The sequence below is a fragment of the Streptomyces griseofuscus genome (assembly GCF_014673495.1).
GTDB classification, from domain to species: domain Bacteria; phylum Actinomycetota; class Actinomycetes; order Streptomycetales; family Streptomycetaceae; genus Streptomyces; species Streptomyces murinus.
In genome coordinates, this window is the sequence record NZ_CP051006.1 from 402,713 (window position 1) to 424,496 (window position 21,784).

General features: G+C 71.9%; 19 protein-coding genes. 11 read left to right on the forward strand and 8 right to left on the reverse strand.

Annotated features, from left to right (window positions below):
• Nucleotides 1-80: 80 nt before the first annotated feature.
• Entirely contained in the window at nt 81-1,142 is a 1,062-nt protein-coding gene (locus HEP81_RS01895) for a LacI family DNA-binding transcriptional regulator (protein WP_037652157.1), read from the reverse strand.
• Between the two features lie 592 nt (nt 1,143-1,734).
• Here HEP81_RS01895 and HEP81_RS01900 point away from each other — a divergent pair.
• A complete protein-coding gene (locus HEP81_RS01900; RefSeq protein WP_037652155.1) occupies nt 1,735-3,630 on the forward strand; it encodes an N-acetylmuramoyl-L-alanine amidase in 1,896 nt (631 codons plus the stop codon).
• A gap of 219 nt (nt 3,631-3,849) precedes the next feature.
• Here the strand turns inward: HEP81_RS01900 and lanL are convergent, their stop codons facing one another.
• Both lanL and HEP81_RS01910 read right to left on the reverse strand, forming a co-directional pair.
• A complete protein-coding gene (gene lanL, locus HEP81_RS01905; protein ID WP_037652154.1) occupies nt 3,850-6,420 on the reverse strand; it encodes a class IV lanthionine synthetase LanL in 2,571 nt (856 codons plus the stop codon).
• A gap of 2 nt (nt 6,421-6,422) precedes the next feature.
• Nucleotides 6,423-6,605, reverse strand: a complete 183-nt coding sequence (locus tag HEP81_RS01910; RefSeq protein WP_037652153.1) for an SflA family class IV lanthipeptide — start codon at nt 6,603-6,605, stop codon at nt 6,423-6,425.
• A 449-nt stretch (nt 6,606-7,054) separates the two neighbouring features.
• Here HEP81_RS01910 and HEP81_RS01915 point away from each other — a divergent pair, with 449 nt between their 5' ends.
• Nucleotides 7,055-7,354: a PDZ domain-containing protein gene (locus HEP81_RS01915; protein WP_037652151.1), complete on the forward strand. Its 300-nt coding sequence runs from the start codon at nt 7,055-7,057 to the stop codon at nt 7,352-7,354.
• A gap of 68 nt (nt 7,355-7,422) precedes the next feature.
• On the opposite strand, the gene HEP81_RS01920 is transcribed toward HEP81_RS01915, so the two are convergent.
• Nucleotides 7,423-8,463, reverse strand: a complete 1,041-nt coding sequence (locus HEP81_RS01920; protein WP_051849917.1) for a helix-turn-helix transcriptional regulator — start codon at nt 8,461-8,463, stop codon at nt 7,423-7,425.
• Nucleotides 8,464-8,762: 299 nt separating this feature from the next.
• On the opposite strand from HEP81_RS01920, the gene HEP81_RS01925 reads away from it, so the two are divergent.
• The 4 genes from HEP81_RS01925 (at nt 8,763) to HEP81_RS01940 (ending at nt 15,528) form a co-directional block, all read left to right on the forward strand.
• Nucleotides 8,763-10,136 (forward strand): ATP-grasp domain-containing protein, encoded by a 1,374-nt coding sequence (locus HEP81_RS01925; RefSeq protein ID WP_037652149.1) that lies wholly within the window; start codon nt 8,763-8,765, stop codon nt 10,134-10,136.
• A complete protein-coding gene (locus HEP81_RS01930; protein ID WP_037652148.1) occupies nt 10,133-12,145 on the forward strand; it encodes a PEP/pyruvate-binding domain-containing protein in 2,013 nt (670 codons plus the stop codon). The genes HEP81_RS01925 and HEP81_RS01930 overlap by 4 nt, the downstream gene beginning before the upstream one ends.
• Nucleotides 12,142-13,515 carry an MFS transporter gene (locus HEP81_RS01935; RefSeq protein WP_051849916.1) on the forward strand — a complete coding sequence of 458 codons (1,374 nt, stop codon included), beginning with the start codon at nt 12,142-12,144 and terminating at the stop codon, nt 13,513-13,515. Before HEP81_RS01930 ends, HEP81_RS01935 begins: the two co-directional genes overlap by 4 nt.
• Before the next feature lie 369 nt (nt 13,516-13,884).
• Nucleotides 13,885-15,528, forward strand: a complete 1,644-nt coding sequence (locus tag HEP81_RS01940; RefSeq protein ID WP_037652146.1) for a M4 family metallopeptidase — start codon at nt 13,885-13,887, stop codon at nt 15,526-15,528.
• 407 nt (nt 15,529-15,935) lie between these two features.
• Here HEP81_RS01940 and HEP81_RS01945 read toward each other — a convergent pair whose 3' ends face one another.
• The gene (locus HEP81_RS01945) at nt 15,936-16,271 is read right to left on the reverse strand and encodes a WHG domain-containing protein (RefSeq protein WP_078967170.1); all 336 of its coding nucleotides are present in this window, start codon (nt 16,269-16,271) and stop codon (nt 15,936-15,938) included.
• Between the two features lie 59 nt (nt 16,272-16,330).
• Between HEP81_RS01945 and HEP81_RS01950 the strand changes: the two genes are divergently transcribed.
• Nucleotides 16,331-16,498: a hypothetical protein gene (locus HEP81_RS01950; protein WP_157854330.1), complete on the forward strand. Its 168-nt coding sequence runs from the start codon at nt 16,331-16,333 to the stop codon at nt 16,496-16,498.
• 373 nt (nt 16,499-16,871) lie between these two features.
• Nucleotides 16,872-17,357 carry an O-methyltransferase gene (locus tag HEP81_RS01955; protein ID WP_037652144.1) on the forward strand — a complete coding sequence of 162 codons (486 nt, stop codon included), beginning with the start codon at nt 16,872-16,874 and terminating at the stop codon, nt 17,355-17,357.
• Between the two features lie 64 nt (nt 17,358-17,421).
• Here the strand turns inward: HEP81_RS01955 and HEP81_RS01960 are convergent, their stop codons facing one another.
• Entirely contained in the window at nt 17,422-17,589 is a 168-nt protein-coding gene (locus HEP81_RS01960) for a hypothetical protein (RefSeq protein WP_093682311.1), read from the reverse strand.
• A gap of 52 nt (nt 17,590-17,641) precedes the next feature.
• Complete coding sequence (locus HEP81_RS01965) at nt 17,642-17,953, reverse strand: hypothetical protein (RefSeq protein WP_037652317.1); 312 nt, start codon at nt 17,951-17,953, stop codon at nt 17,642-17,644.
• 211 nt (nt 17,954-18,164) lie between these two features.
• Here HEP81_RS01965 and HEP81_RS01970 point away from each other — a divergent pair, with 211 nt between their 5' ends.
• Nucleotides 18,165-18,701 carry a hypothetical protein gene (locus HEP81_RS01970; protein WP_037652143.1) on the forward strand — a complete coding sequence of 179 codons (537 nt, stop codon included), beginning with the start codon at nt 18,165-18,167 and terminating at the stop codon, nt 18,699-18,701.
• Nucleotides 18,702-18,771: 70 nt separating this feature from the next.
• Here HEP81_RS01970 and HEP81_RS01975 read toward each other — a convergent pair whose 3' ends face one another.
• Complete coding sequence (locus HEP81_RS01975) at nt 18,772-19,173, reverse strand: winged helix-turn-helix transcriptional regulator (RefSeq protein ID WP_239695744.1); 402 nt, start codon at nt 19,171-19,173, stop codon at nt 18,772-18,774.
• Nucleotides 19,174-19,403: 230 nt separating this feature from the next.
• Between HEP81_RS01975 and HEP81_RS01980 the strand changes: the two genes are divergently transcribed.
• Together HEP81_RS01980 and HEP81_RS01985 are read left to right on the forward strand one after the other, a co-directional pair.
• Complete coding sequence (locus tag HEP81_RS01980; protein WP_037652139.1) at nt 19,404-20,309, forward strand: GNAT family N-acetyltransferase; 906 nt, start codon at nt 19,404-19,406, stop codon at nt 20,307-20,309.
• A 466-nt stretch (nt 20,310-20,775) separates the two neighbouring features.
• Nucleotides 20,776-21,576 (forward strand): hypothetical protein, encoded by an 801-nt coding sequence (locus HEP81_RS01985; protein WP_037652137.1) that lies wholly within the window; start codon nt 20,776-20,778, stop codon nt 21,574-21,576.
• Nucleotides 21,577-21,784 lie beyond the last annotated feature (208 nt).

Below are 21,784 nucleotides of genomic sequence, written 5' to 3' on the forward strand. Positions count from 1 at the left end.
GTCGGGGGGCCTGGAGCGCCGCCGGGGACTCCTGGAGCGCTGTCAGGTGATGCGTCGTGCGGCGGGAAGGGTGGCGCCGGTCAGGAAAGGGTGCTGCTGCCTCGGACGATCAGCCGCGGCTCGATCACCACGCGCTCGTCGTCGTCCTCGGTGGTACCGGACCCCAGCCGGCTGATCAGCAGCCGGATGCTCGCCTGGCCGAGGGCGGTGAAGTCCTGGCGGACGGTGGTGAGCGGCGGGGTGAAGAACTCGGCCTCGGGGATGTCGTCGAACCCCGCTATGGCCACATGGCCGGGGACCGACAGGCCGGCCTCGCGGAAGGCGCGCAGCACCCCCAGCGCCATCTGGTCGTTGGCGACGAAGACCGCGGTCACTTCGGGAGAGCCGCGGCCCGCCGCTCCCGCGGTCACCCGGCCCGCGAGCTCCTGCCCGGCCCGGTAGCCCGACAGCGGGGTCCAGTCGCCCTGGATCGGCGGCGGTACGACGGCGCCGGCCTCCTCCAGCACCGAGCGCCAGCCGTCGGCCCTTGCCTCCGCCTCGAGCCAGCTCGGCGGGCCCGCGACGTGCCAGACCGTGCGGTGGCCGGCGGCCAGCAGGTGGCTCGTCGCCATCCGCGCCCCGAGCCACTGGTCCACCGAGACCACCGGTATCGGCAGGCTGTGCCCGCCCTCCACGGTCACCACGGGGAAGGGCAGCCGCAGTTCGGACAGCGCGGTGACCGCCTCGCGGTGCGGGACGATCACCACGATGCCCTCCACCCCCCAGTCGCTGAGGTGGTCGATCGCCTCGTTGAGGGCGGCGGCCGAGTAACGGCGCAGGGTGACCGCCGAGACCATGTACCCCTCGTCCCGCGCGGCCTCCTCCAGGCCGAACAGCGTGCTGGACGGCCCGAAAAGCGTCGGATTGCAGGCCACCACGCCCAGGGTGAGCGTGCGCCGGGTGACCAGTGCCCGAGCCGAGGAGTTCCGCCGGTACCCCAGCTGCCCGATCGCCCTGAGCACATCCGCGCGGGTCGACTCCCGCACGTTGGGGTGGTCGCTCAGCACCCGTGACACCGTCTGGTGCGACACGCCTGCGAGTTGCGCGACGTCCGACATGGTGGGCGCCTTGCGGGGGCCGGTGCGGCCAGCGGTCTGCGACATGAGGCTCCGATCCGTGATGGCAACATTGTTAGCGCTCACAGAGAGGGTCGTCAAGGGACGTGAAGCCGCACGGCACTCCCGGTCGTACGGGCCGGTTCTTGCCTGCGCGGGGCCCCTCTTTCGCCTGGATCGGGACGGATGAGGGAGCGGGGTCTGGTGCCGTGCGGGTTGGTGACGTGGGATCAGCAGGAGGTCCGGGTTGACGAACTTGGTGGCGAAGGATGCCTTGGCCGTGGGCCACTGGCGGAACGCTCGCACCAGGTCCGCCGTGTAGCCGCAGATCAGGGCGTCCACCGCGCCGTACATTGCCCTCGTTGCCGTGGAGTCCGGGATGCCCCAGCGCGAGTCGACCTCAATCACACGGGCCTGCGGAAACCGGTCGAGAATCTGCCGGCCGCGCGGAGACGCCGCCGACCCGCCGTGCCTGCCACCTCGTGGTCCGCGAGCGGGAACCCGGCGCACCCAATCTTCGTCACATCATGTGAAGATCATCTTATGGCCAGTCAAGTTCCAGACCCTTTCCCGGCCTTGGAACGCTGCGGCGGTGACTTCCAAGGTCCGGAATCGACGAAGGAAAGTCAGGTACCTACACGTGCATGAGCACAGACCGCGCCGGCGGCTGTCACGGATTCTCGCGGCAGGAGTGCTGGCCGCCGCGGGAGTCGCGGCCGCATCCCCGGCCGCCCAAGCGGTAGGACATCGGACAGCGGCCGACAGCCGTCAGCACGCCTTTGAGAAGGCCGCGACGGACTACCACGTCCCGTTGCCCGTCCTCCTCGCCGTCGCGTATCACGAGTCCGCCTGGGATGCCCATGATGGTCAACGCAGTACCGGCGGTGGCTACGGGCCCATGCACCTGACCGATGTGACGACCGGGATGCTGGCCGCGGGCGACGCGGGTGCGGTCGGTCGTGCCGATCTCGCCGAACTGGCCTCCGATCCGTCCCTGCACACCCTCCAGGCCGCCGCCCGGCTGACGGGGCTGCCCGGGAAGCGACTGCGCGCGGACGACGCCGCAAACATCCGCGGGGGTGCCGCCCTCCTCGCCTCGTACGAGAAGAGCGCGGTCGGCAGTACGCCGAAGGACTCGGGCAAGTGGTACGCCGCCGTTGCCCGTTACAGCGGTTCCTCCGGGCAGCGGGCGGCGCGAGCCTTCGCCGACCGGGTGTTCGCCACCATCGAGAACGGCGCGCAGGAGACCACCCGGGACGGACAGCACATCGAGCTGCCCGCCTCCCCGAGCGTCCAGCCGGCCGTCAAGCATCTGTCCGTGCTGCATCTGAGAGCGACGGCCGCGACAGGCGACTCCGAGTGCCCCGCCACCATCGACTGCGCCTTCCTGCCGGCCGCGGCGGCCAATGGGCAGGTGTCCGACCGTCCCGCCAACGGGATCAGGATCGACTCCATCGTCATTCATGACACGGAGTCGTCCTACGACGCCGCCCTGAACACCTTCCAGAAACCGGGCGGCGGGTCGGCGCACTACGTCATACGCTCCTCCGACGGCGCCGTGACCCAGATGGTGCCCACCAAGGACATCTCCTTCCAGGCGGGCAACTACTCGACCAACCTGCACTCGATAGGCATCGAGCACGAGGGGTATGCCGCCGCGGGCGGCACCTGGTACACGCAGACCGAGTACGAGACCAGCGCGGAACTCGTCCGGTACCTGGCCGAGCGCTTCGGCATTCCGCTGGACCGGCAGCACATCATCGGGCATGACAACGTGCCTGGGCCCGGCTCGGCCCTCGTCTCCGGCATGCACTGGGACCCGGGCCCGTCCTGGGACTGGGAGCGCTTCATGCGGCTGCTGCACGCCCCGGTGGACGGCCGGCACGGCGTGGGCAGCGTGGGCTCCGTGGTCACCATCACCCCTGGGTTCGCCCGCAACCAGCAGACCGTGCGGGTCTGTCCGTCCGACGACCCCACCGGCGCCACCCCCGAGTGCACCGAGCGGACCCAACCCTCCGACTTCGTCTATCTGCGCACCGCGCCCAGCGCCACCGCGCCGCTCTTCGGCGACCAGGCCATCCATCCGGACGGCGTCAGCAGCGACAGCGTCAACGACTGGGGCAGCACCGCGGCGGCCGGGCAGCAGTTCGTCGTCGCCGACCGGCAGGGCGACTGGACGGCCATCTGGTACAGCGGCACGAAGGTCTGGTTCCTCAACCCGCACGGCTGCAACACCACGCCCGCCCGTGATGTGACGGTGGTGGGCGCCGCCGGCACCTCACCGGTGGGGGTGTACGGATCGAGCTACCCGGACGCGAGCGAATACCCCGCCGGACTCTCCCCCTCCACCCAGGCCCCGCTGTCCTTCTACACCATCCCCGTCGGCCAGGCCTACGTCACCACCGCCGCACCCGCCCCCACCGACGACTACTTCCCCTCCACCGGCCGGGTCGTCACCGGAGGGAAGAGCATGTACACCATCCAGTACAACCACCGCACAGCTCTGGTCTACGCTTCCGACGTCACCGCGCGGTAAGTACCGGGCGGTGACCCGCCGCGACGGTCCGGGGACGCAGTGGCCGGGTCCTCAACTCGCCATGATCCGTTTGCCGCCTCATGGTCGGCCCGTCAGGCGGTGGGGCACTCGTCCCCCATGCCAGCGCGGACCCGCGGTCCCGGAAGAACCGGCGGAGGCCGCGGCGGGCGAGGTCGGCGGGGCGGCCCGCGCCGAAGCGGGCGATGGCGGTGGCGGTGGTCAGGTGACTCGGCCGAGCCGTGGGCCGCCCCGGGCGCGCAGGCGTCTGAAGAAGCCCAGGACGCCCGCGGAGCCGCCGGCCCAGGTGGCACTCGGCCCGGCGAGCCCGGTGTCCGGGAACACGGGCCGGGACCAGGTGCCGCCGCTGCGGCCCAGGATGAGCAGGGCGATGGTCTCGGCCGCGTCCCAGAACTCCTCGGACCCGGACGCCTCCGCGACATCCACCATCAGCTCGCCCACCCCGGCCAGCCCGCAGCACTGCGTGACGAGCGGCATCCTCGGTGCCAGTGCGGCGCAGGCGCGCGCGGACCGTCGGGCCAGGTCGAGATGTCCGGGTTCGTCGAGTCGTTCGGCGGCCCGGACGAGTACGGTCCCGATGCCGGCCAGGCCCCGGCACCACGAGCCGTAGCGGCGTGTCGCTCCTGGCCCGGTGGCCGCCGCGATGATGTCCGGTGTCACGGCGGCCAGGTGCGCGCCGGCCTGCTCGGAGCGGCTGATCGCGTCCATGTCCCCGGTCACGCCGCCGTATTCGAGGAGGAACCAGGCCACGCCCGCCTCGCCGTGGGCGATGCCCTCGCGGAGCGCGGCACTGCCGGCCGTGTCCGTGCGGCCCGGGGACAGCCGGGCGGTGCCGGAGGCCAGCATCCGGTCGCAGTCGGCGGCGACGGCGAGGTGCCGGTGTGCGGCGTTCCGGTGACCGGATCGGAGGGCGAGGCGGGCCAGCTGGAGCCGGCCGAGGCCGATCCCGGCGGCGCCCGCGATCAGGTCCGCCTCGGGCGGTCCGCCGTCCGGTGCGCGGCCCGGCAGGGCGGGGTGCCCGGGCAGTGGGTCTTCGTACGTCCCTGCCGCTCCTGCTGTCAACTGGGCCTGGGTCAGGAAGAGTTCGACGCCCGTGCGCCCGGTGTAGAAGCCGGGTGGGAGGTTCCTCGACTGTTCCGCGGTCCACCGCGCCAGCGCGGTGACGGTCGAGCGCACGCGGGGCCGGTGCAGGTGGTGGAGGAGTTCCAGTCCCAGTCCCGAGCTGCCGCCGTAGACATCGATCGAGGTGGGGACGTTCAGTCGGGCGGCCCGTTCCGGGTCCACGATCGCGCTCGCCTCACCGGCGCAGAACGCGGTCGTGTGCTCGATGATCTCGTCCAGCAGGTCGTCGTCGATCCGGAGCCGTGCGGGCCGGCGTGCGGTCCCGGCCGTGCCGGCCGTGCCGACGGTGCCGGTGCGCAGGCGGTCGGCGGTGGCGGTCCGTTCGGCCGGGTCGAAGCTCAGGAGGCCGGATATCCGCGACCGGATCTCCCGGTGGGTGGGCCCGGGCAGTGCCCATGCCAGGCAGGCCAGGGTCCGGTCCCGGTTGACCGTGTGGTCCTCGTCGACGATCACCGGGTCCATGCCGGTGGCGGCGAAGAAGAGGGTCGCCCCGAGGGCGTAGTAGTCGTCGGCGGGGGCGGCCGGGCCGGTCGTCCGCAGAACCGGCGCGCCGTACCCGGGGGTCGCCCCGCCCGGGCCGGTGCCGTCCCGCTCGCTGATCCCGAAGTCGATCACGTGGCAGTGGCCGGGGCGGGAGGAGTCGAGCACGACGTTGTCGGGCTTGAGATCGCGCACGACCACGTTTCGGCCGTGGATCGCGTCCAAGACGCGAAGGAGCCGGGAGGCCAGGGCGGACAGGGCACGCTCCGGCCGGGTGCCGTCGTCACGGTACGGGCCGTCGCGCAGGACCTCCCGGCGCAGGTCCCGGTCGCCGCAGGCGCTCATCACCAGGTACTCGTCCGACCGGTGAGCGAAGTAGTCCAGCGCGCGGGGCACGCCCGCGACGCCGTCGAGGGCGGTGAGGACCGCGCGTTCGTTGCGCAGCCGGTGACGGGCGTCCGCGCCGGACTCGTCCTCGCCCACGAAGGCCCTCGCCTGTTTGACCACCACCGGCTGCCCGTGGACGCGGTCGACCGCGCGGTAGACATTGCCCTGCGGCGAACGCGCGATGCCGGCGGTGACCGTGTAACGGCCGCCGCCGAAGTGGGGTTCGGACGGTTCGTCGCCGGGTCCGGAGCCGCTCGCGAAGGGGTCCTCGGCCCAGGGCGGGCACCGGTAGCGGCCGACGGCCAGGCCGTCGAACATCCGGCCGTCCGGGCCGGTCATGACGGATTCGAGCCGTCCGCTCCGGCCGGTCCGGTAGTCGCCGGTGAAGGGGCCGTAGCGGTAGTAGACCGGTGCCCTCGGATCGACCCGCCGGTCGCTGACGACGCGCGGGCCCTCACGGTCGCGCAGTACGGCGGCGAGTTCCCGGGCGATCTCGGCCACCGTGTCGGCCGGGGCGTAGACGGTGATGGCCTTGCCGACGGCTCCGGCGCTCACCACCCCGGAGTTGAGGCGGCGCAGGACGTCCGGATCGCGGGCGAACTTGGCATGGCAGACGTGCCGGGACAGCACCGGCAGTACGAGCGCGGTCACGGTGTCGAGGTCGGCGGGACGCGCCGAGACATGCAGTTTCCAGCCGTGTTCCATCGCCGGCATCCGTGGATCGTTCAGGTACGACCACGTCTCGTCGGACCAGCCGCCGCGGCCGGCGATGGAGACGGCCACCGCTACGAGTTCAGGTCACACGAGAAGCGGGTGGTGGCGGTCACCCAGGGGTCGGCGAGGCATGCCGTGGGCTCGCGGTCGTCACGGTCGTCGTCCTCGAACACGATCGCCTCGTCGTCGATCTCCAGCGGACCCGCGTCGCGGAATCCGTCGGCTTGAAGAAGATCCGGCACGGCTACGGGCATGTGACGCCTCCATGGTGTGTCGTGCGCTGAGGGAAGGACATCGGCCGACGCGGGACGCTGGACCCGCCGGGCCGAGGACTGCTGCACAAAGGTAAGGAGGGGTACGCCCGCTGACAAGAGGTCAGATCACCCAGCGGGGCCGCTTGACCTGCCGTCATCGGGCCGGCCGCCGCGATGCGGAAGGGGAACGAGGGACTCCCTCTTCGCGCGGCGACGCGCTCGGGCCGTGGTCCCGGCGCGCGTGTCGTTCCACGGGCCGGGGAGCCGCCGGCCCACTCCGTCGTCGCCGGAGCGGGGACGACATGGCCGCCGACCGTACGCCGTCTCCGTCAGGTACCGGTCCGGGCGGCCCGCGTTCGGCCAGGAGGGCCGAGCACGGAATGCGCGCGTCCGCCGGGCGCGGTGTTCATTGCGGAATCTCCGGTCGGCGCCGCACGGCCTCCGGGGACGTGTCCGGCGCGTTCTTCGTCCCGGGCCACGCCGCCGATCCGGAGCCGCCCGCAGTGACCACCCCCGGCGCCGCCCACCCGGTCCGGACCGGTTCGCCCACCCAGGCCGGCGGTCTGCGGGCCGGTGACCGGATGTTCGCCGTGGACGGAAACCTCGTTCCGGACGCCCGGGTCGCGGTCGCGGCCCTCCGGTCCCGACGGCCCGGATCCACCGTCGTCCTCACCGTCGGGCGCGGCAACGGGCGCCTCCACCTGTCCGTCCGGCCGGCCACCGGTCTCCCGCGCTCTGCTCCCCGCTGACAGCGTGGATTTCGCGTCGGCGGCCCGGGGGCGCGGGCGCCTTCAGGCCGGGCACCTCGTGCGGGCCGTCACACCGGGCTGGAGGGGTGGGCCGCCGTGGGTGAGCGGGGTGGCCAGGCGCGCGGTGAGAGGAGGCCGAGGACGTAGGCGCGGGCGACCATCGCCGGGCGGGTCGGCGCTTCGAGGAGGACGCGGAGCCGGCTCAGGTGGTAGTCCAGGGTCTGCCGGGACAGCCGTAGTTCCTCGGCGATGTCCGCGTTGCTGCGGCCCGCCGCGAGCAGGGCGACGATGCGTATCTGGGCGGCGGTCAGGGTGGGCTGGGTCTGCTGGCGTCGGCCCAGGTGGGTGACGACGGCCCAGACGCCGGTGACGCCCGGCGCCGTCGCGCCTACGGTGGTCAGCCGGATGCGGGCCCGGCGCTGCCAGCCCTCCCCGTCGACGAGTACCGCGGAGGCGCGGGCGCTTCTGCGCCGGCCGGCGATCAGGTCGTCCCAGAGTCGTAGCAGGGCGCCGCGTTCGGGTGTGTCGGCGAGAAGGGAGGCGGCCCGCAGCCCGGTCAGATCGGAGAGGCGGACGCGCAGGATCTCGGCCGTGGCGGTGCCGGCCTCGCTCACTCTTCCGTCCGGGGCGAGACGGAGGCAGGCCAGTCCGCTGTGGTCGCGCAGTGCGCGTAAGTCGGCCTCGGCCCGGTGCCGTTGGTCCATCGCCCGGACGTAGTCGGTGACGTCGACGTAGATACCCGCGACGCAGCGTTCGGCGCCCCAGCGGACGGGAAACCGGTAGCCCGCCGCGTGGGCGGGAGTTCCGTCCGGGCGGCGATAGGTGAGGGCGTGCCGTATGGACTTGCCGTCGGTCAGGACCTGTTGGTCCATGGCGAGGAAGCGGCAGGCGTTGGCGGGTTCGTCCAGGTCGGACAGATGGCGGCCGATCACCGCGTCGCGTGTCGTCCCGTACAGGTGGGCGTAGGCGTGGTTGGCCCACACATAGCGGCCGGCGCCGTCGCGCATGAACGCGGCGGCCGGGGTGAGTTCGGCGAGGGCTCCGAAGGGGTTCCGGCCGGGCGGGCCGGCCGCTTCGTCCGAAGGTGCCTTGCGTTCCGTCTCGTCCACGGTCCCACTCCTTCAATACCGCACGATATGACGTTGGGTGACGTCTCGTGCGTAAGCCGTAGCACCCCGGGAACACGGGAGAACCGGGCGCTCTCGGGCTCTGCACCAGCTGGGTGCTAGCGCATCACAACACCTTCACATGACATCAACCGCCCGGCGGGATAGGGCGTTTGCCTGAATGGTTCGCGTGGTGCGGCCGCCGGGAGGTGAGTTGGGACTGGTTCGCTTGAAGGGGGAGAACCGGCGGGCGTGAGTGCTCCCGACATCAAGTGCCCCGACATCGAAGGAGATGGGTCTACGTGAGCCAGGTGCTGTACGTGCATGCCAAGGGCGGCCCCCCGGTGGGTCATGCTCTGACGCGGGTGGCCGGGCGGGCCGCGGTGCACCTGCTGGCGCTGAGCGGGCTGCCCGTGGGGGTGGCCGAGGACGCGGCGCGGCTGTGCGCCTCGGTGGTGACGCCTCCCCGGGCGGAGCACGCGGACCTCGTCGAGCTGATCACCACCCGCGCCCGCGCGGTGGGGGCGGACGCCGTCCTCACCTTCTCGGAGTACGCGGTGGTCGCAGTGGCCGAGGCGTGCCGACGGCTCGGTCTGAGGGGTGCCGGGGCGGCCGCCGCTCTCGCCCGCGACAAGCGGCTGATGCGGGCCACGTGGGACCGTCACGGCGTTCCGCAGCCCCGTTTCCGCCCTGTCCCGGGGCTCGCCGAGCTGGAGCGGGCGACCATCGAATTGTCATGCCCCTTATTACTCAAGGCCGCGTGGAGCGCGGGGTCGACCGCGCACCAGATCATCGACGAGCCCGGGCAGGCGCGGCACGCCTGGCACCGTTCGCGTCAGGTCATGGCGGAGTCGGCACAGCTCGGCTTCGCCGAGATGCATGTGCGGGGCGCGTCGGAGGACTTCATCGTCGAGGAGATCGTCACCGGGCGGGCCGAGGAGTGGTTCGACGGCCCCGGCTGGGGTGACTACGTGAGCGTCGAGGGCGTCGTCGTCGACGGCGATTTCCGGCCGGTCTGCCTGAGCGGGCGCATGCCGACGGTGTGGCCGTTCACCGAGCGCGCCGGGATCACTCCGGCCGCCGTGGACAGCGGGGCCCAGCGCAGGATCGTGGAGCTGGCCCGGCGGGCCGTGGACGCGCTGGGGCTGGAGAACTGCGGCACCCACACGGAGATCAAGCTGGGCGCGGACGGCCGTATGTGGGTCATCGAGACCGCCGCCCGGTTCGGGGGCGCGATGACCGTGCCGCAGATCGAGGACGTCTTCGGCCTCGACCTGGTCGGCATGTTCACCGATCAGCTGCTCGGCCGCTCGCCCGGCTGGCCCGCGCGGACGCTGACGCCCGCGGACGCCGAGGGCGCGGCGGGTTCGCTGGTGGTGCTCGCGGTCGACGGCGACGGCACGCCATGGCCGCGGCGGCATCTGTGGGACTCCTCGACGGTGCTCCGCAAGGCACCGATCGGGGCCGGCAGCACGCTGTCCGTGGTCCGGGAGAGTTCCCTCCCCGACGGCTCGCCGGTCCCCGTCTACGACCCCGCGGGCGGCGCCAACACCATGGCGGGGCTGTGTCTGCTGTCGGCCGACCGGCCGCAGTCCGTCGTACGCGACTTCACCGCCCTGGTGGCCGCACTGCCGGACCTCCTGCCGGTGGACGCCGCCGAGGAGGCACGCGCATGACGTTCGCACCGGACGAGGCCCGCGCGGCCGATGCGGCGGGCGACCGTACCGTGGTCGGCGTCAATCTGTCGCTGCCGCTGTTCCGCACGCTGTCCGGCGTGCTCGCCGGACACCCGTACCTGAAGGTCGTGGTGGACCGGGCCGAGGACACCTGGCATCTGCTCGACACCCGGGTGCACCCCTTCCACGTCGACTACATCGCCACGCGCGTCCTCGGCATGACACCGCATCAACTCGACGCGGAGCTGGACGCGTTCAACGCCCAGGTGTACATGGCGCCGGACCGCCGCTTCCTGCTGGGAATCCTCTCCTTGCACACCGACGAGGATGCCGACGGCGCCGAACGGCCCTTCCTCGTCCTGGAGACGACGGAGGCGGACACCATGCACGGTGCCCTGCTCCAGGAGTTCTACGACTACGTCCGCCATCGCGTGGACGGGCGCCTCCCGTTGCTGCTGAAGCCGGCCAACCACGGCCAGGAGCATGAGCTGGCCCTGGTCGGCGACACCCGCATCCCGCGCATCCTGAGCCAGGAGCTGTTCGGCAGCCGCACCCGGACCTGCCTCAACCCGGGCGTGGCGGAAGGGCGTCTGCGGTATTTCCGCAGTCCGCAGGAGTACCGCGCAGGTGCCGCGGACCTCGGCTGGGCGGACATCGTCGCCATGGCGGGCCTGCCCGACGACGTGCCCCGGGTGGCCGGATTCATCAACACCCGTCCGACGACACCGCTTTCGCACACCAACGTGCTGGCCTCGGGCTGGGGTATCCCGAACGCGATCGTCCGCGACCTGGACGCCCTGGTGGAGCGGCACGGCCTGGACGACGCCTGGGTCCGTTACCGGGTGCGGGAGGACGCCGTCACCCTCGAACCGCTGTCCTGCGCCCCGGCGTTGGAGCGGCCGGTCTGGGACACCCAGCGCATCCATATCGGCGCGCCGCTCATCGGGGACGCGCCGATCATGGAACTGCACCGGCTGCGGCTCGCCGACCGCGACAGCTACGGCACCAAGGCCGCCCACCTCGGCGAACTGCACCATGTGCTGGACAGCCGCACCGCGGACCTGACGGCCTTCTACGCCCGCCCGCGCCCGCCGCGGCCGGATCTGCTCGCCCATCTCGGCTCCCGGCTCGGTGAGCCCGAAGCACCCCTGGAGCGGCTCCGGTTGACGGCCGCGGAACGCGTGGCCCAGACGGTCCGGGCGCCGCGGGGTGTGGCGCTGCCGTTCCATCTGCACCATCTCTATCTGACCTCGTCGCCGGCGCTCCAACAGGGCATCGGCAAGCTGAAGTTGGCGCTCGAACTCGACGCGCTCGACATGATCGACCCGCTCTCGCTGGATCTCCAGCACCTGATGCGGAGCACGCCGATGCCCGAGGAGGTGGCGCGAGCCATCACCGGAGCCGTGCCGCGGCTGCTGGCCGACGGTCGCCGTCTGGTGGTGCGTTCCTCCTCCAACGCCGAGGACCTGCCCGGGTTCTCGGCAGCGGGCATCTACGACTCGGTGACGACCGTACGGGGCGCGGAGCAGCTGATGGACGCCGTCATCCATGTGTGGGCATCGCTGCTGTCGCCGCGCAGCGTGCGGATGCGGCACCAGGTCGGCATCTCGCTGGACGACACGTACATGGGGGTGATCGTCCAGGAGTACACGCCGGCCGACCTCGGGGGCGTGCTCGTCACCTGCAACCCGACGCGCCGGGAGGACTTCCGGAACGTGTACCTGAACTGCACGGCCGGTTCGCCCGAGCGCGTGGTGGACGGCACGGTCCTGCCCCACCAGTACCTGTACAACACGGTCGAGGGCGGTGGCCGTACGGTCGCCGTCGGATCCTCGGGCACCGACCTGCCGGCGGACACGAGGCAGACGCTGGCCGAACTGGCCCTGGCGGGACGCCTGTTGCAGTCCCACTTCAGCACGGACGACCCGGACGACGCCCTGGACATCGAGTGGCTGATGACCGGCGAGGGGGCGTTCCAGCTGGTCCAGGTCCGCCCGTACGCCCGATGAGGCGCCGTGGGCCCGCGCTGTGGCGCCGCGCTCCGCACGAGGACCTGACCCCGGCGGCCCGCCGGGTGATCCGCCTCAACAACGGGTTCCAGCTGCTGTTCAATCTGCTGTGGTGGATGCCCGTCTTCTACGCCTACCAGCGTGACGCGGGCCTGTCCGACGGCCAGATCTTCGGCATCCAGAGCATCTACTACATCGCCTTCTGCCTCTTCGAGATCCCGACCGGACTCGTCGCCGACCGCATCGGCGCGCGCAACTGCCTGTGGGCGGGCGCGGTGGTCATGACGGCGGCGAACCTGATGCCGGTGTTCTCCCCCTCCTACCCGGGTTTCCTCCTCCACTTTCTGGCCATCGCCGCGGGGCGCTCCCTGACCTCGGGCGCGGCCAGCGCCTGCCTCTACGACGGGCTGCGCGCGGAAGGTGCGGACGCGCACTACCTCCGCGCGGAGGGCACGGCGCGGGCCCTGGGGCTCGCGGCGAAGGTGGTCTGCTGGCCGCTCGTCGGGCCGCTGATGGTGCTCGCGCCGCAGGCTCCGTACGTACTGAGCGCGGCGAGCGCGGCGGGCTCGCTCGGCTGCGCCCTCGCCCTGCCGCGGCTCGTTCCGCGCAGGGCGAGCGGGGCGGGCCGCGCCTCCGGGCGGCGCGAGGCGGCGCTGCTGCGTGACACCGGTGCCGCACTGCGGGCCCTGCGGTCGTCGCCGTGGCTCGCCCTGCTCATGGTGCAGGGCGTGGCCGTCTTCACGCTGTCGCGGATCTGCCAGGTCAACCTCTTCCAGCCGATGCTGCTGGACCACGGCATCGGCGAGAGCGCCACCGGCAGTGTGCTCGCGGCGATGACGGTCGCCGAGGCGGTCGCCTCCGCGCGGCCCCAGTGGCTGGGTTCCAGGCTGTCGCCCACGGCGTGGGTGTCCCTGCTGAGTGTCGCGCTCGCGGCCACACTGGCGGGCACCACCGTCGGCGGCCCGTGGGCGGTGGCCGCTCTGCTCTGCGTGTTCGCCTCGATCACCGGCTTCTGCTATCCGGTGCAGCGCAAACTCATCAACGACGCGATCCCGAAGGACGCTCCGCGCGCCACCCTGCTGTCGGTGGAGAGCATCGTGGACCGCGGGGTGTGCGCCCTGGCCGCGGTGGCCGCGGGCGCCTATCTGGCGGCGGGCCGGCTCGACGCCCTGCTCTGGCAGTCGGCCGCCGTCACCTGTGTGCTGATCCCGGTCCTCCATCTGGCGCTGCGCCGCGCGAACCGGCTGGCGCGGACGCGGGGGGCGGGCACGGCACGCGGCGCGGATACGGGGTCCGGGCGGGCGCGGACGCTCCCGGCCGACGAGCCCGTCGCGCTGCCCGTCGACGAGGGGGCCGCCCCGAGGGCCTGACCGGGGCTCGGGGCGGGCCGCGAGCACAGCGGGTACCGGGCGGCCCGCCCCGTCCACCGTACGAGCGCGGCGGACGCGCCTTCGCGGGAATTCGCGCGGCGTACACATGCGGAACAGGCTGTGCGTCGCCTGTGAAGGAGGCGTGGGGTTGTTGTCGCTTGTGACCCATGAGTATGGCGCATGCGGTCGCTGCTGGGGTTTTCTCTGCATGTCACTGCCAACCCCCCACGCAATGAGGGGAATTGAAAGACCGCAGAGCCCTGCTTTGCATTGGCATGCCCCTGCCATTCCGGGGTGTGTCCTTCATGTGGCTCACACCGGCCGGCCCCACACCGACCGGAAAATCCCCCCACGGAAAGAGAAGCCCGCATGACCCACGGCAACATACGTCACCAGCGCACGACCCTCGCGGTGGCCACCGCCGTCGCCGCTGCGGCCGCCCTGCTGAGCACCTCGCTCACCGCCTCGGCCGCCGCCCGGCCCGCCGCCGGCTCCGCACGCCCGGCCGGTGCGCCCGTCGCCCTGTCGGCCGCCGCCCACACCGGTCTCATCCGCAACGCGCAGGCCGAGCTCGCCGGGACCGCCAAGGCCCTCGGCCTGGGCAGCCAGGAGAAGTTGGTCGTCAAGGATGTCGTCAAGGACGGCAACGGCACCGTCCACACCCGGTACGAGCGCACCTACGCCGGCCTCCCGGTGCTCGGCGGCGACCTGATCGTGCACACCTCGAAGTCCGGCAGGACGGAGGGCGTGACCAGAGCGTCGAAGGCCACGCTGAAGCTCGCCTCGCTCACCCCGCGGATCGCCGCGGCCACCGCGCGGAAGCAGGCCCTGAGCCTGGCGCGGAAGGACCGTTCGGCGAAGCCCGCCGTCGACCGGGCCCCGCGCAAGGTCGTCTGGGCCGCGAGCGGCAAGCCCGTCCTCGCCTACGAGACCGTGATCGGCGGCTTCCAGGACGACGGCACGCCGAACCAGCTGCACGTCATCACCGACGCGGCCACCGGCAAGAGGCTCTTCCAGTACCAGGGCATCGAGACCGGCGTGGGCAACACCCAGTACAGCGGCAAGGTCGACCTGACGACGGCGCAGTCGGGTTCGTCGTACACCCTCACCGACGACTCACGCGGCGGCCACAAGACGTACAACCTGGACCACCAGCAGGACGGCACCGGCACGTTGTACTCCCAGGACAACGACACCTGGGGCGACGGAACCACGTCGAACGCCGCGACCGCCGCGGCCGACGCCGCCTACGGCGCGCAGGAGACGTGGGACTTCTACAAGAACACGTTCGGGCGCAACGGCATCAAGAACGACGGTGTCGGCGCCTACTCCCGCGTGCACTACGGCAACTCGTACGTGAACGCGTTCTGGGACGACAGCTGCTTCTGCATGACCTACGGCGACGGCGAGGGCAACAACGACCCGCTGACCGCGCTGGACGTCGCCGGCCACGAGATGAGCCACGGTGTCACCTCCAACACCGCGGGCCTCGAGTACTCGGGCGAGTCGGGCGGTCTGAACGAGGCCACCTCCGACATCTTCGGCACGGGCGTGGAGTTCTACGCGAACAACAGCTCGGACCCCGGTGACTACCTCATCGGCGAGAAGATCAACATCAACGGCGACGGCACCCCGCTGCGCTACATGGACAAGCCCAGCAAGGACGGCGGTTCCGCCGACTACTGGTCCTCGTCCGTCGGCGACGAGGACGTCCACTACTCGTCCGGCGTCGCCAACCACTTCTTCTACCTGCTGTCCGAGGGCAGCGGCGCGAAGACGGTCAACGGGGTCGACTACGACTCGCCGACCAAGGACGGCTCGACGGTCACCGGTATCGGCCGGGACAAGGCCCTCCAGATCTGGTACAAGGCGCTGACGTCGTACTTCACGTCGACCACCAACTACGCCGACGCCCGCAAGGGCACACTGTCCGCGGCGACCGACCTGTACGGCGCCGACAGCGCCGAGTACAAGGCCGTCGAGGCGGCCTGGACCGGGGTCGACGTGCACTGAGCCGTCCCGCTCCCGCTCGACCGACGGTGGCACCCGGGCCTGGGGTCCGGGTGCCACCCGTGTCAATGCGTCGGCGTCGCGGGTCAGCCACGCCCTGGCCGCGTCCGGCGTGACGGGTCCGGTCACGGGTGCGGCAGCTGCCGGAAGCGGCCAAGTGCCGCGGTGGCACCGGTCCCTCACCGGGGCCCGGGTGTTGGGCGCCGACCTCGCGGTGCCCGCGACGGGTCGGCCACGGCCGCGGCCGGTTCGTCCTCGCCTGTCGACATCCCGTCAGAGGACTCTTGCCGGTGGCCCCCGCGCGGCTCCGCGGCATGGGGCTTCGGTCGCGGAGCGCGGCCGGATCGTCGCGCGCGCCTCACCTCGACCAGCATTCGGGCAGCCCGCTCACGAAGTGCCGGGCAGCCCGCTCACGAAGTGCCGCGCAGGCCGGTCAGCAGGATCTCCAGGGCCAGGTCGGTCGCCTCCCCGACCGGTGTGTCGTCCAGCAGATCACCGACGGCGAGCACGGCCAAGCCATGGACGGTGGAGAAGGCGACCTGGGCGAGGCGCACCGCGTCGCCGGAGCGGACGGCGCCGGACCGCTGGGCCTCGGCGATCACCTCGGCCGCGATCTCCAGACTGCGGTGCCCGAGCACCCGGATCTCGGCGTCCGGCTCCACCTCGTGCTTGGCGGTGAACATCAGCTCCAGCAGCGCGGGCCGCTCGGTCGCGAACCCGACGTAGGCGCGCCCCAGTGCGACCAGCCGGCCCTCGACGGGTCCGGGGACTCCCGCCGCCGTGCAGGAAGGCGATCGTCGGCCGGATGGCCACGGCCGCCGATGTGGTGGCGGCGGCCCGTAGCGCCCTGGAGGGCCGCCGCACCCCGTCCAGCGTCATCGCCGGGCTCGGCAACCGCGTATCGGCCACGGCGGCCCGGCTCGCCCCGCGCCGCATCGCCCTGGCCGCGGCCGGCCGGGCCCTGGGGGCCTGACCGGCCGAACGGGGCCGCAGGACAGACACGGTTGGCGCGCGGCCGTGCAAGGTCTCGGAGTAAGGGGCGGTGCCACGGTGGCGCGGGCGTGGAGAACGGGGACGGTACGGACGACGGCTCTCGGCCCGGTTCGTGCGGCGCCGTTCGTGCGGCACTGGCCGTGGGATCGTCAGAACGCAAGAGACTCAACAGCTCGTACGAGGAGGGGGCGCGGGGGCCGAGCCCGTGCGGGAGGCCGCCGCGGCGACGGGAGCCGTCCGTCCGCGAACCGTCCCCTCGACGCCCGTCTCGCCTCACGCGGCACCGTGTCGAAGGGCCGCGGCGATGAACCGGCCCACTGACGACGCAGGAGCAGACGAGGCCGAGCACCCTGGTGAACAGGTTCCGTCCGGTGGCCCTCGCGGCGATCGCCGCCGTCCGCCGGCCCCTGGAGGTGGCGGATCCGTTCGCCGACGTCCGGGCCGCGACCCGGCGGCACCGGCGCGCCCACCCCTGCGGAGCGTTCGCCTACGGGGAGGGTTCACTGCCCGCCGCGATCGTGGCGGCGGTCGGCGCCGGGCGGACCGTGCAGGTCGGTACGGCCTTGGGCTACACGGCTCTCGCGATGGCCCACGTGGCGCCGGGCGCGCGGGTCGAGACCATCGAGATCGACCCCGACCACGTCCGTCTGGCCCGGGAACAAATCAGCGCGCACCGGGTCGTCCGCGAACTCCACCGACTGCTGAGGATCGGCGGGACGCTGATCGCCGGCAACCTCATCCTGGGCCCGGGCCGGGCGGTCACCTCCCATCTCGGCGACACGTCCCGCCGGCGGACCCACTCCTTCGGCGAGACGGCGCTGTGCGTCAGACTCGCCTGAGCCGACCCACCAGTGAGGCGCTGCGGGCCCGCGGGCCCGCAGCCCGAGCATCTGAGACCCCCCGTCACCTTCTGCGGTACCAGCCGCTGCCGATTCCCGCGACGTGCAGGGCCAGCGCGGTCAGTCCCAGGAGCATGATGTTGACGGACGAGAACGTGTGATTGGTGCTGATCTCGGCCGCGTTGACGAGGAACGACACGAAGAACAGCACTGCCGCGACGATGCCGAGCATGACAAGCCCCTCTCGGTAGGAAGTGAAACCCGTATGCCCGGCCGGCGCGGTCTCAGGCGTGGGCGTGGGTCTGGGAGCTGGCGTGGCGGGAGCCTGTCGCCTGGTGCGGGGCGGCGTGATGTGCGGGCCGGCCCGTCGCGGGGACGGCGAGACGCCGCAGGGACAGGCCCGCGGTGACCAGGAGAGCGGTGAAGACGGCCAGCAGGAGGACGGACACCCACATCTCCCGGCTCCCGGGCGCCTGCCGGCCGGACCACACCGCGGACCCCGCCCACAGCAGGACACCCGCGGCGTAGAAGGAACGGACGCGGCGCAACTGCCTTACGGCCCGCAGGAATTCGATACGTTCGATCTTCGGTGCCATACCGAGCCGGGTACCCCGATGCGTGACGATCATCAGTGCCGGCCGGCACCCCGCACACCGACGACCACGGGCACCTCCGTCGACGAACGGTCCGGCCGCGTGTCATCCGGGCGACACACCGGCATCAGCCCGCCCTCTTGGTGGTAGGTCTGACCGGTGTCCGGGCGCGAGCGCGACCTCCCGGTCACTCAGGCCACGATCAGGAGTGACTATGCCCCCAAGCCTGGCGTCCCGGCCCGCGAGCGGTTTCCGGCGCCTCCCGCTGCGGGATCGCTGGCGCAGGGCGCTCAGCGATCACACGGTGCCCGCTCAGCGCTCACTCATGGCTGCCTGGCTCGGCTTCGGCTGCACCTTCGGCGCGGCACGGCTGATCACTCACGGCATCCGGGGCGGCTGGCTGCCCTGGGGAAACATCTCCGCCGGCCGGACACATCTGCACCACTACAACTTCGGCATCGCCACGCTCGCTGGCGTCGGACTGGTGGCGGTCCGCGGCGACGATGCCTATGTCGGCCACCCCGGGATCGGTGCCCTGTACGGCGCCGGTTCGGCGTTGATCGCCGACGAGTTCGCCCTGCTCCTCGACCTCAAGGACGTGTACTGGGCCCGAGAGGGACGCATCAGCGTGGACGTCTCCCTGGGCATCCTCAGCGCGTTGGGTCTCTATCTGACCGCGGTCCCGTTCTGGCACGAGGTCACCGAGATCACCCGCGACCATCTCCAGGGGCGCCCGGCCGGCGCGGCGTGAGCCCCGTGAACCGGCACCGCTGACGCCGGTCCGACCGGTGGGCGTCTCCGGCTCGTACCGTCAGCCTGGTCTATCCGGTCGGTTCGGCGATGACGCCCCGGCCGGAAGGTGAATGGAGCTGCTCACGGGCCGGGCCACCGCAATGCGCGCACACCACCGCCGCCTCGAAGCGGTGCCCGCACGCGTGCTGGAAGCGCATCGGCGGGTCCTCGGCGTTCAGATGCCGGTCACCCCACGCCATCAAGGTCAGCAGCACATCGTTGAGTTCCGCACCCGCCTCGGTCAGGTGGTACTCGTAACGCGGAGGATGCGCGCTGTACAACTCACGGCGCACGATGCCGGTGGCCTCCAGCTTGCGCAGCCGGGTGGTCAGAATGTCCCGCGGCGCACCCGTGTTCGCCGCGATCCCCCCGAAGCGCCGTACACCATGGCTGAGCTCACGCACGATGAGCAGGGCCCACCGCTCCCCCACCAGACTCAAGGTGTCCGTTATAGAGCATTCCCGAGGCGACATGACTGCGAGAATAACCCGGGGCCGAGCCGGCGAAGACGCGCGGGGGACGGACCCGGGGGATCATCGGCGTGCGTGCTCCGCTGCGCGTCCTGCCTGGGGGCTCACGCGTCGTACGTCCGTGTGGCGGCGGGCCGTCCCGTGCCGGATCCGGTCTTCCCACCCGGCCGGGTGGTCGGGGAGGGTGAGGCATGCGTGCGGATGACTGGCACCTCACCCACGACGTCGACGGCTTCCTCGACCGGACCGGTACGTTCCTGCGCGCGCGGCCCGTACGGCACATCGTCACCCTGTCCATGTTCCAGAAACTACGGGAGCGGGAAGCGGACGCGGGCGGCACGCGAACCGCCGCCGCGACGGGAACGCGGGTCCCCGTCTTCGGATGGGTGGAGCGGGCCGGTGAGGTCGGCGGAACCTTCTACCACCTGCCCTCCGGTGGCATCGGGCTCACTCCGCTCTCCCCCGCGCGGGCGGACGCTCTCGCCGCCCGGCTGGCCGGCCTCGGCTGTTCGTTGCCCTATGTCAGCGCGGACCGCGACACCGCGGCCGCGTTCGCGAGGGCGTGGCAGCGGTATGCCGGGGTGGGGGCGGCGGTGCGGGTGCGGCTGTGTCTGTACCGGCTCGGGGAACTGACACCGCCGCGGCCGGTTCCGGCGGGGCGCGGGCGGTCTGTCGGCGAGCACAGCGGCGACCGGGACCAACTGATGGGCTGGTGCCGGGAGTTCGCGGCCGATGTCGAAGAGGACGTGATCATCGACGCCGGCACCTGGGCGGGCACGCGCTTCGCCCGTAAGCGGTACACGTTCTGGGAGTCGCCCGACGGTGTGCCGGTCTCCATGGCGGGGGTGAACCCGATGCTCGCCGGGGTGGCCCAGGTGGACCCCGTCTACACCCCGGCCCGCTTCCGGGGGCGCGGGTACGCGGGCGCGGTGACGGTGGAGGTCAGCCGGGCGGCGCTGGCCGCGGGCGCCAAAAGCGTCGTCCTGTTCACGAACGCGGCCAACGCGACGAGCAACGCCCTCTACCAGCGTCTCGGATACGTCCGGGTGACCGACTGGGCGGTGTACGACTTCACACAACCCCGGCCTCAGACGTAGCCGTAGCCGTAGCCGGAAGGATCCTGGTCTCGGCCCTCCTGTGAGGGACCGGGCGGGTCGAGCGAGTCGAAGTCGCAGAGTAAGTGCCGCACCGCACCGGTGAGTTCGCTCAGCTCGGCCGCGACGATCGGTGATCCCGGACTCGGGAGTGTTCGACGCCGGCCGCTCGGCCGGTCCGGCGCGTGCGGTGTCCCCGGACGATCGCGCCGAGGTGCAGCGCGAGGACGAGAACTCGAACTGGAAGCCCGCGCCGGTGAGAAAGCGATCCCCGTGAAAGGGCCGGGCCGCGCTCTGCCACGGGGACATCGGTCGGGCGGCAGAGGTCCGGCCTGGCTGGTATCGACGACCGCACCGGCGCTGCTCGCGACGCCGCTCGCGACTGCGCACGGCTGAATCGTGACCGGGCGACGGGCGCGGCCACTAATCTCACGAACAGCCTTTCCATTCGTTCGAAAGCGAGTCGCACATGGCCTCTCCCAGACCCCTCAACACCGCCACCGCATGGCTGGTGCGCCTGTTATCCGCGCTCACCCTGGTCGCGGGCGGAGTCGTCTTCTTCTCCGGTACCGCCGAGGCCGCCACCATATGCGGCAACGTCTCGGTGCCGCCGGGCTACGTGATCACCTCGGAGTCGCTCACCGCGAGTTGTACCGGCGGCTACCTGACCGAGACCATCCAGCCGCCGTCCAACGGTCTCGCCGTCTGTCTGAACGGCCCGGTCCCGAGCGGCTACGCGGTCACCTCGATCTACACCACCAACAACTGCGGCCCGTACCAGACCGGCCGGATCAACACGGTCACCAACGGCATGCGGATCTGCGGCAACTCCAATGACTCGCTGCCGAGCGGCTACGTGATCACCAGTGAGGGACCGGACAGCACGTGCTCGCAGTGGTACGGCGAGACGGTCAACGTCGCGAGCAACAGCATCGCGGTCTGCGGCAACTCGCCGATCCCGGCCAACTACGTGATCACGTCCAGCTACCAGAACGCGGCCTGCGGCATCTACCTCGGCGCCCGGCTCAACACCGCCTCCGACGGCATGACGTTCTGCGGCAACTCGCCGATCCCTGCCAACTACGTGATCACCGCGAACTTCCAGGTCAGCAGCTGCGGCCAGTATCTGGGCGGCCGTCTGAACGTGGCCTACAACGGCATCATCGCCTGCGCCGACTCCCCCACTCCGCCCGGCTACTGGGTCTCCGCCAACGGCATCCAGTCCTCCGCGTGCAGCCCCTACCAGGCGGAGCGCCTGAACAACAGCTGATCCCCGGCACCTCCTCCCGGTCCGGCCTGCCGCCGACGACAGCGGCCGGGCGGACCGGGAGTGATGACGTCACCGGCCCACCCGGTGAGCGGTCGGCTCCGATGACGGTCTCCGGGGCTCGGGCGCCCCGGACCTGTCCGGTCGGTCACCCGAACCACTTGCGGCGAGGACGGGCGCCGGAAGCGCCACCGCGCGGCTCCTCCGATCC